The organism is Streptomyces sp. NPDC007875, from assembly GCF_042868035.1.
Classification (GTDB): Bacteria; Actinomycetota; Actinomycetes; order Streptomycetales; family Streptomycetaceae; genus Streptomyces; species Streptomyces antimycoticus.
The window spans coordinates 80,441-92,640 of the sequence record NZ_JBIADZ010000028.1 but is presented as its reverse complement, the minus strand read 5'-3'; the positions used below and the strand labels follow the sequence as shown (position 1 = coordinate 92,640).

At 73.5% G+C, this 12,200-nt stretch carries 7 protein-coding genes; 3 read left to right on the top strand and 4 right to left on the bottom strand.

The window, feature by feature from the left end; all coding sequences use genetic code 11:
* Positions 1 to 5: 5 nt before the first annotated feature.
* Positions 6 to 449, top strand: coding sequence for an FMN-binding protein (locus ACFYOY_RS39185; protein ID WP_351904039.1), 444 nt, complete (start codon positions 6 to 8; stop codon positions 447 to 449).
* Positions 442 to 1,230 (top strand): FAD:protein FMN transferase, encoded by a 789-nt coding sequence (locus ACFYOY_RS39180; RefSeq protein ID WP_388592414.1) that lies wholly within the window; start codon positions 442 to 444, stop codon positions 1,228 to 1,230. Before ACFYOY_RS39185 ends, ACFYOY_RS39180 begins: the two co-directional genes overlap by 8 nt.
* Before the next feature lie 51 nt (positions 1,231 to 1,281).
* Here ACFYOY_RS39180 and ACFYOY_RS39175 read toward each other — a convergent pair whose 3' ends face one another.
* From ACFYOY_RS39175 to ACFYOY_RS39165, 3 genes are read right to left on the bottom strand one after another with little or no spacing between them, the layout of a single operon-like run.
* A complete protein-coding gene (locus ACFYOY_RS39175; RefSeq protein WP_351904045.1) occupies positions 1,282 to 3,861 on the bottom strand; it encodes a cation-translocating P-type ATPase in 2,580 nt (859 codons plus the stop codon).
* On the bottom strand, positions 3,858 to 6,542 hold the full coding sequence (gene fdhF, locus ACFYOY_RS39170) for a formate dehydrogenase subunit alpha (RefSeq protein ID WP_388592442.1): 2,685 nt from the start codon (positions 6,540 to 6,542) through the stop codon (positions 3,858 to 3,860). Before fdhF ends, ACFYOY_RS39175 begins: the two co-directional genes overlap by 4 nt.
* Positions 6,543 to 6,547: 5 nt before the next feature.
* On the bottom strand, positions 6,548 to 8,233 hold the full coding sequence (locus ACFYOY_RS39165; protein WP_351904048.1) for an NAD(P)H-dependent oxidoreductase subunit E: 1,686 nt from the start codon (positions 8,231 to 8,233) through the stop codon (positions 6,548 to 6,550).
* Positions 8,234 to 8,548: 315 nt separating this feature from the next.
* Between ACFYOY_RS39165 and ACFYOY_RS39160 the strand changes: the two genes are divergently transcribed.
* Complete coding sequence (locus ACFYOY_RS39160) at positions 8,549 to 9,427, top strand: universal stress protein (RefSeq protein ID WP_351904111.1); 879 nt, start codon at positions 8,549 to 8,551, stop codon at positions 9,425 to 9,427.
* A 21-nt stretch (positions 9,428 to 9,448) separates the two neighbouring features.
* Here the strand turns inward: ACFYOY_RS39160 and ACFYOY_RS39155 are convergent, their stop codons facing one another.
* Positions 9,449 to 12,178 (bottom strand): GNAT family N-acetyltransferase, encoded by a 2,730-nt coding sequence (locus ACFYOY_RS39155; protein WP_388592410.1) that lies wholly within the window; start codon positions 12,176 to 12,178, stop codon positions 9,449 to 9,451.
* Between the last annotated feature and the right edge of the window lie 22 nt (positions 12,179 to 12,200).

The following is a 12,200-nucleotide window of genomic DNA, read 5'->3' as shown; positions in this document are numbered from 1 at the left end:
CCACCGTGCACAAGGCCGCCGTCACCACCGTCTCATCCGTGGCGGGCATCGTCCTGCTGTTGTCGCTCAAACCACACCAGGACCCCGTCACGGCCGCCGCGCCACCACCCCGCGCCCCCGCCTCCGCGGGGAGGTCCCCCGCCCCGACCGGCGGCCACTCCCCGAGCGGCGCGTCCGGCACCTTCACCGGCAGCGTGATCGACACCGCCTACGGGCCGACGCAGGTCGCCGTCACCCTCGCGCACGGCCGGATCACGGCTGTCAAAGCGCTCCAGACGCCCTCCGACCGGCCCCGGTCCCAGCAGATCTCCTCCTACGCCGTACCGCAGCTCACCCAGGAGGCGCTGAGCGCCCAAAGTGCCCACATCGACGCGGTCTCCGGCGCCACCTACACCAGCGAGGGCTACACACGGTCGCTGCAGAGCGCCCTGGACAAGGCCGATGGCTGAGCCCGCCCCCGAGCACGGGACACGTCACGCCGAGCACGTCATGGGGACGGTCGTCTCCTTCGACATCCGCGATCCGGCCACCCCCGCCATCCACCGCGCCGTCGACACCGCCGTGGCGTGGCTGCACCAGGTGGACGAGGTCTTCTCCCCGTACCGCCCCGACAGCGTGATCAGCCGCCTGGACCGGGGCGAACTCACCCCGGACCGGTGCGGCCCAGAGGTAGCCGAAGTGCTCGGCCTGTGCGAAGAGGCGGCACACGCCACCGGCGGCTGGTTCAGCCCCACCCCCGACGGCCGGCTCGACCCCTCCGGGATGGTCAAGGGCTGGGCGGTCGAACGCGCCTCGCGGATCCTCCACGCGGCGGGCGCTCACAACACCTGCGTCAACGGCGGCGGCGACATCCAGCTCCGCGGCGAGGCCGCCCCGGGCATCCCCTGGCGGATCGGCATCGCCCACCCCACCCGTGTCGGGGAACTGGCCGCCGTCGTCACCGGGCACGATCTGGCCGTCGCCACCTCGGGCACGGCCGAGCGCGGTGCGCACGTGCTGGACCCGCACACCGGCCGACCCGCCACCGGTCTGCTCTCGCTCACCCTGACCGGCCGCCACCTCACCCGGGCCGACGCCTACGCCACGGCCGCGTTCGCCATGGGCGCCGGAGCCCACGACTGGGTCGAGGCACTGGATGGCCATGAGGCGCTGGGGATCACCACGGCGGGTGAGATCTGGCGCACCCTGGACTTCCCCGGGGCCGCCCCGGCCGCCGGAGCCGGGCCGTGACGGGCGGCGCCCGCACCGGCCGATCCCGAAGCGGCGCGGCCGTCGGCCGGTTCAGCCATGCGCCGGGCCGGGCGCTGAGCGCCCATGGGGTGGGCGCTCAGGGAATAGCTGCCTCTGCAGGCGCATGACGACGTGCCCGAGGCCGGAGAGCGCGCAGGCGATCGCGAGGTCGACGAGGTGCAGTGGTTCCGTTCCCAACAGGGCGCGCAGGGGCGGGAGATAGACGCCAGCCGCCTGCAGTGCCAGGGCTGTGCCCACGGCGAACAGCAGAAACGGGTTGGTGAGGCTGCCCGGGCGGGCTCGCGAGCCCAGTGCGACGCCGAGTTGGGTGGCGCCGAGCACCAGGAACATCATGGACTGCCAGGGGCGGCCGGTCTCCCGCGCCCAGACCCCGGCCACCAGGGTGACGGTGGCGACGAACGCTCCCATGGCCAGGATCCGGGGCCACAGGCCGGCGCCGAGCACGCTCTCCTCGGGAGGTCTCGGCGGGTGGTGCATCACGTCCGGGGCGCCCGGTTCGGCTCCGAGGGCCACGCCGGGGAGGCCGTGGGTGAGCAGGTTGATCCACAGGATCTGGGCCGGGAGCAGGGGCAGGGGCATGCCCAGGAAGGGGCCGAGAAGCATCACCAGGATCTCGGCGGTGCCCCCGGCGAGCGCGTAGAGCAGGAACCGGCGGACGTTGGCGTAGACGCGGCGGCCCTCCTCGACGGCGGAGACCACCGTGCCCAGATTGTCGTCGGCGAGTACGAGGTCGGCCGCCTGACGGGCCACTTCGGTGCCGCGTTGTCCCATGGCCACGCCGATGTCCGCCTGGCGAAGGGCGGGGCCGTCGTTGACACCGTCTCCGGTCATCGCCACGACGTGGCCCGAGGCGCGCCACTCCTGGACGATGTCCAGCTTCTGTTCGGGAGTGGTCCGGGCGTATACGCGCAGGTGTGTGAGGTCGCCCGCGGTGCCGGTGCGGATCCGCTCGCCCGTGGTGACTTCGCTCTCCTGCGCCGTGATACCCGAGCGCAGGGCGACCGCCCGGGCGGTGAGCGGGTGGTCGCCGGTGATGAGTACGGGGGTGATGCCGGCGCGTTCGCAGGCGGCGATGGTCGTCCGGGAGGCGTCGCGGGGCGGGTCGAGGATGCCGACGAGTCCGAGGAGCGACAGGTTCGACTCCCACGTCCCAGGGTCCGCCCGCCGTGCCTGCTCGCGCTCGGCCGAGGCGACGGTGAGGACCCGGTATCCGCCCCGGGCCAGCTCCTCCGCCTCGGCGGCGGCCCGGGCGAGCAGCTGCGGGGGGTCGACGAGGACCGAGGGCCGGAGCATCACCTCCGGCGCCCCCTTGGAGACGACCCACAGGCCGCCGCCTGGCCTTCGGTGCACGGTGGTCATGCGCTTGCGGGCGCTGTCGAAGGGGACCTCGTCCACGCGTGGGAGTTCGCGGTCCAGCACGGCCCGGTCCAGGCCCATTCTGGCTCCGGCGGTGAGCAGGGCGGCCTCGGTGGGGTCGCCCAGCGCGCGCCACCGTGACTCGCCGTCCGGCGGAGGTTCGAGCGCGGCGTCGTTGCACAGCATCGAGGCCCGCAGCAGCAGTGCCAGATCGGGGGCGTCGTGCGCGGTCACCGGGTGGCCGTCGCGGGTGATGTGGCCCTCGGGCCCGTAGCCGGTACCGGTGACCGTGGCCTCGTCCCGGGGCGTCCACAGCTTCTCGGCGGCCATGCGGCCCTCGGTGAGGGTGCCGGTCTTGTCGGTGGCGAGCACCGTGACCGACCCCAGGGTCTCCACGGCGGGGAGTCGGCGGACGATGGCGTGCCGGTCGGCCATCCGCCGCGCCCCCAGGGCGAGTGCCAGGGTCACCACGGCGGGCAGGGACTCGGGTACGGCGGCGACGGCGAGGCTGATGGCCGTTACGACCATCAGCTCCACTGGCTGTCCGCGCGCCAGCCCGAGGGCCAGCACCACGGCGCACAGTACGATGGTGACGGCCGCCAGCACCCGGCCGAACCGGGCCAGCCGACGCTGCAGGGGTGTGAGGCCGGGTGCGGCTCCCATCAGCGAAGCGATCCTGCCGAGCGCGCTGCTCGCCCCGGTGTCGGTGACCTGGAAACGGCCGTGGCCTCGGACGATCACCGTTCCCGACGAGACCGTTCCGAGCTGCTGGTCCGCGGTGGTGGTCTTCTCCACCGGAACGGACTCGCCCGTCAGCGACGATTCGTCCACCAAAAGCCGTGCCGCGTCGAGAACGACACCGTCCGCCGGCACGATGTCGCCCTCGGACAGCAGGGCCAGGTCGCCCGGCACCACTTCGGCAGCCGGTACGGAACACTCCGCACCGTCGCGTACGACGCGGGCGGTGGGGGCGCTCAGGGCCGACAGGGCGGCAACAGCCCGTTCCGCCCTTACCTCCTGGACGACGCCGACCACGGTGTTCACCGTGATCACGAGCAGGATGACCGCGGCGTCGGGGAGATCCCCGGTGGCGATGGTCAGCGCGGCGGCCACGATCAGCACCACGATCAGAGGGTCACGCAGCTGTTGTGCCACGCGGCGCCACACGGGGGTGCGCCGCTCCTGGGCGACCACGTTGGCCCCGTACTCCCCCAGTCGGCGTGCGGCCTCCCGCTGCGACAGACCGGACGTCACCTGGAGCCGTCCACCGCCGCCAGCCGCACGGCCGTGACCTTGTACTCGGGACAGGAGGTGACCGTGTCGGCGTGGTCGGAGGTGAGGCGGTTCACGCCGCTCACGGGGAAGTGGAACGAGCAGAAGACCTGGCCGGGCGCCGTCTCGGTGCCGATGCGTGCGATGAGGCGGGCCCGTCCGTGCCGGCTGGCCACCTGGACCGGTTCCCCGTCCCTCAGGCCGTACCTGGCGGCATCGTCCGGGTGAAGGTCAATGCGGTCGACCGGATCGAGCGTGAGATTGCCGCCACGGCGGGTCATGGAGCCGGAGTTGTAGTGCGCCCAGCGCCGCCCGGTGACCATGACCAGGGGATAGTCCTCATCCGGCTGCTCGCCCGGCGGCAGATAGGGGGCGGCCGCCAGATGGGCCCGCCCGTCGGCCGTGGCAAACCGTTCCCGGTACAAGGTGGCCTGCCCCGGTCGCTCCGGGTCCGGGCAGGGCCAGGGGACGGCGCCCTCGCGGTCCAGCCGCGGATGGGACAGCCCGGCGAAGTGCGGGGTGAGCCGGGCGCATTCGGCCAGCGCGTCCGCCGGGGTCGGGCAGCCCAGGTCGGTGTCCATGGCCGCGGCGACGGCACGCACCACATCGAAGTCGGTACGGACCTGCCCCGGTGGGACGACGGCGGGACGGACCCGCTGGAATCTGCGGTCGAAGTTGACGAAGGTGCCGTCCTTCTCCAGCCAGGAGGCGACCGGCAGCACGACATCGGCGTGGCGGGCGGTCTCGGACAGGAACAGCTCGTTGCACACGACGAGCGGGCAGGCTTCCAGGGCCTGCGCCACCCGGTTGGCGTCGGGATCGGTGGCGCACACGTCCTCGCCGATGACCCACAGCGCCCCCAGCCGCCCGGCCCGGGCCGCCGCGAACATGTCGGGGATCCGCAGACCGGGCCGGGCCGGGACCGGCACGCCCCACACCTCCTCGACCCGTGCGCGGACGGCCGGGTCGGTCACCTTTCCGTACCCGGGCAGCACATCGGGCAGGGCACCCATGTCGGAGGCGCCCTGGACGTTGTTCTGGCCGCGCAGCGGGTTGACCCCGAAGCCCCGGCCGGTGCCGACGGCGCCACGCAGGATGGCGAGGTTGGCCAGCGCCCGTACGCCGTCGGTGCCGTGGAGGTGCTCGGTGACGCCCAGGCCGTAGACGATGGCGGGGCGTTCGGCCCGGCCGTAGAGCCGGGCGGCCGCGACGAGGTCCGCGGCGGGCACACCGGTCAGCTCGGCCACCCGGTCGGGCGGGTAGTCGGCCAGCAGCTCGGTCAGTTCCGGCAGGCCGGTGGTCCGGTCCCGCAAAAACTCCTGGTCGACAAGCCCTTCCGTGAACAGCACATGGGCGAGGCCGTGGCTGAGCGCGACGTTGGTGCCGGGGCGGGGCCGCAGATGCACATCGGCATGCAGGGCCAGGCCGACGGCGCGGGGGTCGACGACGACCAGATGGGCCCCGCGGAGGACGCGCTGCAGCAGTCTGGCGCCGACCACGGGGTGCGCCTCGACGGGGTTGGCGCCCACGACCAGCAGGCAGTCGGAGCGCTCGACGTCGTCGAAGGTATTGGTGCCGCCGGGGAGTCCGAAGGAGGCGGTGAGTCCCACGGCGGACGGGGAGTGGCACAGCCGGGAGCAGTTGTCGACGTTGTTGGTGCCGATCACGACCCGCATGAACTTCTGGACGAGGTAGTTCTCCTCGTTGGTCGCGCGGGCCGAGGAGATGGCCCCCACCGCGTCGGGACCGCCCGCGCGGACGGCCGCGCGCAGTCCGCGGGCGACGTGAGCGAATGCCTCGTCCCAGCCGACCGGCTCCAGACCACCCCCGCGGCGCAGCAGCGGCTGGGTGAGCCGTTCGGGGGAGGTGAGGTATCCGTGAGCGAAGCGGCCCTTGACGCACGCGTGCCCCCGGTTGACCGGCCCGTCCAGGGCCGGTAGCACGGCGGAGACGCGGCCGTTCTCGGTGGCCACATCCAGGGCGCAGCCGACTCCGCAATAGCCGCAGGTGGTGCGGGTCCGGGGTGGTGCGGGGCGGGTTGATGAGGTGAGTCCGCGCGCGGGGCCCGGCTCGGTGATCGCCCCGGTGGGGCAGGTGTCGACGCAGCCGCCGCACGCGACACAGTCGGACTCTGCCCAGGGGCCGCCGGTGCCGGGGGCCACGACGGTGTCGGCGCCCCGGCCGACCAGGGTGAGGGCGAAGGTGCCCTGGACCTCGGCACACATACGCACGCACCGCCCGCAGGCGATGCACAGGTCCCGGTCGAGGTGGACGTACGGGTGCGAGGCGTCGCCACCCCGATCTCCGGTTCCGGCCGCCGTCTCGGGGCCGATGCCCAGCGACCGGCACACGTGTGCCAGTTCGGTGCGGCTGTCGTCCGCTAGGGCCCGGGGCGGCAGGGCGGAGACGATGACCTCCACCGCGTCCCGGCGCAGCGCTCGCAGATCGTCCGCCCCGGCCTCGACCGTGGCGCCCGGGGTCGCCGGGGTGACACAGGCCGCCGCGATCCTTCCGTCGGCCCGTACCAGGCAGGTGCGGCAGGACCCGGCCGGAGAGAGCCGGTCGTCGTGGCAGAGCGCGGGCAGTTCGATCCCGGCCCCACGCACCACCGCGAGCAGCGATGCCCCTTCCGGTACGTCGACGGCGGCGCCGTCGATCTCCATCCGTGTCACCGGTCCCATCCCGTCAAGGGCTCTCCGTAGGCGCAGGCCAGGCTGCGTACCGCGGGGGGAATCCGCCGGCCGAAAGCGCACAGGCTCGCCTCGGCCAAGAGCCGTGACAGCCGTCCGTACGCCGGACCGGGCGGTGTCTGCCCGGCCGCCAGCTCCAGGCCCTGACGCGAGCCCACGCGGCAGGGAGAGCACGCGCCGCAGCTCTCGGCGGCGGCGAACTCCCAGATGTGCCGCATCACGTCCGCCGGTGCCACGCGCCGGTCGAAGGCGACAAAACCGGCGTGGCCCAGGGCAGCACCCCGGGACGACAACTCCGCTTCGGTCAGCGGCACTTCCAGCGCGTCGGCAGCGAGGAAGCCGCCCAGCGGGCCGCCCACCTGGAGCACGGCGAGTTCCGCGCCGTCTTTGAGGCCACCGCCGAGTTCGGTGACGATCCGCCGCACCGAGGTGCCGAGTTCGACCTCGTACGCGCCCGGACGGGCGAACCGCTCGGAGAGGCAGACCAGCTTCGTTCCGGTTTCCTCGGAGGTTCCGCGCCGGGCGTACGCGGCGCCGCCCCGGGAGACGATCCACGGGACGGCCGCCAGCGTCTCCACGTTGTTCACCACGGTCGGCGCGTCCCACAGCCCGCGCTGGGTCGGATAGGGCGGGCGTGGCCGGGCACATCCCCGGCTGCCTTCCAGGCTCGCGATCAGAGCCGTCTCCTCACCGGTGACATAGGAACCGGCGCCCCGGACCACCTTGACCTCCACCGTGGTGTCCGTCCCGTGCACACGGGAGCCGAGGTGTCCGGAGGCGTACGCCTCCTCGACCGCCTCCCTCATGCGGGTCAGCGCGTGCGGATACTCGGAACGGACCAGCACCACGCCCTGGCGGGCTCCGCAGGCGAAGCAGGCCAACGCCAGCCCCTCCAGCACCCGGTCCGGATCGGCCTCCATCAGCAGCCGGTCGGCGTAGGAGCCGGGATCGCCCTCGTCCCCGTTGGCCACCACCACGGTGCCCGGGGCGCCTCCCGCCGCGGCCCACTTCGCGGCCACGCGGAAACCCGCACCGCCACGCCCGCGCAGCCCGGACGCCTCCACCTCCCGATGCACATCGTCCGGGCCGCGTGCCGTAACCACGCTCGGCCACACCTGCCACGGAGCCTCACCGGAGATCACGCCACCGAGCAGAACGGGATCGCCGGTGGCGTCGGCCGCCGGAATCTCCGGTGCCCGCGGGTGTTCCCGACCGGCCAGCTGGGCGGCCAGGGCCGGGCCCGTGCGTGGCATGTTGCCGTCGAGGGCCGCGGGCCCCGCGTAGCAGTACCCCAGGCAGCGGACGGCCTGCAATGACGTCTCCCCGTCAGGAGTGACGTCCCCGTCGCCCACACCCAATGCGGCCTCCACGTCGGGAAGGTGGCGCCCGGCTTCCGCCGCGAAACAGGCCGTCGCGACGCACACGCGGACATGGCGGCGGCCGTGCGGGGTGGCGAAGTCCGCGAAATAGGACGCCGGGCCGAGGCCGGCGGCCGCCGGGAGCCCTGCCTCGGTGCCGACCGCCGATGCCCAGGCCTCGGGGCTGCAGGCCGTTTCCCCTCGCACGCGGGCCAGGGATTCCATCAGCAGGTCCCCTGGCCGGCCTCGCCGGGCGGCCAGGGCCCGGAAGGCGTCGTAGCCCTCGGCGGGACGGGGAGCCGTCATGCCCTCATCGTGGAGCCAGTCCCGCCCGGCCGCATCCGGTGCCTCGCTCCTGTGACCCAGGCGTGCGGCACACGTCGGCGCCGATGCCGCCCGCTTCTCGCGTGCCCTGATCGCACAGTGCGCGGCTTGACTCCGCTTCCCCGCAGCTGGCGGTTGCCCTCGGCGCCAATTCCAGGGGACCACCGGGGGCCGGTGCGACGAGCCGGACGGCCCTGCCCAGGGCCGGACCCGCCCATCCACCCGGTCCCGAGCGGTGCGACGGCGGCCAAGGGGTACCCGGGGCGGAGGTCAGTCACAGGAGAGGTGGTGGGGACGATGGAGCTCCCGCTGGTCGTGGGTGTCGACGGATCGGACTCCAGCCTGCAGGCCGTGGACTGGGCCGTGGACGAGGCGGCGCGCCACGGGTTGCCCCTGCGCCTGGTCCACGCCTCCCGATGGGAGCGCTACGAGGAAACCCTCCCCTCCTTCGGCACCGAACGCCCCTCGGTGGAGGTGCTGGCCGAGCACGTCGTCGCCTCCTGCGCGGAACGCGCCCGGCTGCGGAAGCCGGATGTGAAGGTGTCCGGCGAGGTGACTCCCGATGACGCGGTGGATGCGCTGCTGGAGGAGAGCCGCCAGGCCTTCGCCGTGGTGACGGGCAACCGCGGCCGAAGCGAGCTGCCCGCGATACTGCTGGGGTCGGTGGGTTTGGCGGTGGCGGCCCGCGCGGTGTGCCCGGTGATCGTGGTCCGCGGCGCGGAGCGGAACCGCAACGGGGAATTGGGAGAGGTGATACTCGGGGTCGGCGACCTCACAGAGGACTCGACGGCCGTACAGTTCGCCTTGCGCGAAGCGCAAGTGAGGGAGGCCGAACTGGACGCCGTACGAGCCTGGCGCCGTCCGGCTCACGAACCGGTGAACCAGCCACCCTTCATGCGGGAGGCGGGGGCGCTCCTCCGTGAGGAGCAGGCGGCGGCCATCATCAGCGACGTGCTGGGCCGGATGGAGCGTGACCCCGACAAGACTCCATTGCGCCGCGATGTGGTCGAGGGGCCCGCGCACAAGGTCCTCCTGGCCGCGTCGGAACGCGCCGACCTGCTGGTTGTCGGCGCCCTCAGACCCCACGGCCACCTCGGGCTGCAACTCGGCCGGGTCAGCCACGCCGTACTGCACCACTCCGCCTGCCCGGTCGCCGTCGTCCCACAGCAAGTATGACCGCGCGCGGCAAGGGCGAGGTCAGGCTCCGCGCCGCCGTCCGGCGTCACGCAGTCGGCGCAGATAGGGGTCGTGGGCGTGGCGGGGCAGGATGCGCAGCCGGACGTCGAGCGCGACGACGCCGTCGGGGCGGGCCACCACCGGGTTGAGGTCGGCCTCGGCGAGCTGCGGCAGGTCGCAGGCCATCCGCGACAGCCGCAACAGCAACTGTTCCAACCCCTCCAGGTCGACCGCACCGCCGCCCCGGTAACCGAACAGCAGCGGAGCGCAGCGCGGGGAGGTGATGAGAGTGTGCACATCGCGGTCGGTGAGTGGGGCGAGCCTGGCGGCGTGGTCGGCCAGGAGCTCGGTGGCGGTGCCACCGAGGCCGAAGAGCACCAGCGGGCCGAACACCTCGTCCTGGACGACTCCGGCGAACAGCTCGGTGCCACGCCGCGCCATGGGCTGCACCAGCGCCCCGGTCATCCGATCGCCGAATCGTTCCCGCAGGTCACGATAGGCGTGGCGGACCTGGTCCACGCCGTCGAGGTCCAGCCGCAGCGCACCCTGGTCGCTCTTGTGCACCAGACCGGGCCAGTACGCCTTCAGGGCCACCCTCGTGGACCCGTCGGCGAGGTGCCGCACGGCCGCCGCGGCGGTGTCCTCGTCCTCGGCCCACGCCCAGGGCAACTGGGGAACGCGGTAGCGGTCGAGCAGGGCGGCGCAGTCACGCGGGTCGAGCCATCCGCCGCCGGGGTGGCGGGTGAGGAACTCCTCCACGGTGGCCGTGGCCCCGCCGGGGTCGATCCCGGACAGCGGCGGGATGCTGCCTGGCGGTTCGGCACGCCAGCGGGCGTAGCGGGTGGCGTGGGCGAGGGCGTGGGCGGCCGACTGCGGTTCGGCGTAGGACGGGATGGCGCATGCGTCGGCGCTCGGGAGCAGGCGTACCGGGGCCTCCTGGTCGAGGAGGACCGCTGCCACCGGGCGGGGGCGCGCGCCGGGGGCGTCGGTGAGGGCCCGCAGCGGGTCATAGCCGGTACCGGTGGTCAGCGCGGTGGGGACCAGCACCACCAGCACCGCGTCGACGGCTCCATGCGCGGCGAGCCGGTCCACACAGGCACGCATCCGGTCGGCGGTCACCGCGGCCGTGGTGTCCACGGGGTTGGCGGTGGCCGCCCCGGGCGGCAGGAGCGCCCGGAGCTCGTCGGCCAGGGCAGTGTCGAGGGCGGGGACGTGCAGCCCCGCCTCCGTACAGGCGTCGGCGGCAAGAACACCGGCGCCTCCGGCGTTGCTGACCACCGCGACGTCGGCTCCGTCGGGCAACGGCTGGGCGTGCAGCAGGGCCGCGGTGTCGACCAGTTCGGCGATGCTCCGGGTCGCGATGATCCCGGCCTGGTCGAAGAGCGCCCGGCGGGTCATGGTGGGGGTGGCCGCGGCGGCGGTGTGCGAGGCGGCGGCGCGCCGTCCGGCCTCGGAGCGGCCCGCGTCCACGGTGAGGACGGGTATGGAGCGGGCGACGCGTCGTGCGGTGCGGGAGAACGCCCGCGGATTACCGAAGGACTCCAGGTGGAGCACGGCCAGGCGGGTTCCCGGGTCGGTCTCCCACCACTGCAGCATGTCGTTGCCGCTGACGTCGTACTTGTCACCGAGCGACACGAAACTGGACACCCCGACACCGAGGCGGCCGAACCGCTCCAGCAGCGCGATGCCGACGCCTCCGGACTGCACGGCGACGCCGACACATCCTGGCAGCGGGGGGTGCGCGGCGAACGTGGCGTTCAGGCGCGCCTCGTCGGCCGTATCGGCGATGCCCAGGCAGTTGGGGCCCACCAGCCGCATCCCGTGGCGTCGGCATGCGGTGAACAGCGCCTCGGCCTGGCGGGCGTCGAGCCCGGCCGTGAGGACGACCAGCGCCCGTACCCCCCGGAGGCCGCACTGTTCCGCCACCTCCGGGACGGCAGGCGCGGGCACGGCGAGCACGCCGAGATCTGGTACCAGGGGCAGGGAAGCCACCGACGGGTACGACGACGTCCCCTCGACGACCGTGGCGTGCGGATTGACCGCGTACAAGGTTCCGCGGAAGCCGCCGCAGCGGAGATTTCCGAGCACGGCACGTCCCACCGATCCGGGACGGCGGCCCGCGCCGACGACGGCCGCCGAACGCGGCCGCAGCAGCGGACGCAGGCTCGCCACATCGGCGATCCGGCCGCGCCGGTCCACCGCCGAGAGATAGCACTCGTCCTCCTCCAGATGCACGGTGCAGCGGACGTCGGTGCCGTCGAAATGGCGGGAGGTCCTCAGCCCCAGATCGGCGAAGACCTTCAGGACCGCATGGTTCTCGGCGAGCGCCTCGGCTGTGAAGGTCGAGATCCCCGCGTCCCGGGCCGCGTGGACCAGATGTTCCAGCAGCAGGGTCCCGATGCCCTGGCCGTGGTGGCCCTCGGCGACGGCCAGCGCGATGTCCGCGGAGCGCTGTTCGCCTTCGGATGGGGGAAGGGCGGTGAATTCGGCCACGCCGACCACTCGCTCATGCGCCACCGCGACGAGCGCACGGTAGCCGCGGCGGCCGGGCGCGCAGATCCGGTCCGCCGCCGCACGAGCGTACCGCGGGTTGACCGCGAAGAACCGCAGGCGCAGATCCTCCGGCGACATCTCCCGATGCATGCGCAGGACCTCGTCCCAGTCCTGTGGCCGAGCGGCCCGTATCCCGACGGTGGTGCCGTCGGCGAGCAGCGCGTGGATGGTGTCGGAGCGGTGTGTCGTGTCCGCCATCCGTGTCCCTCTCCGCTTCTTG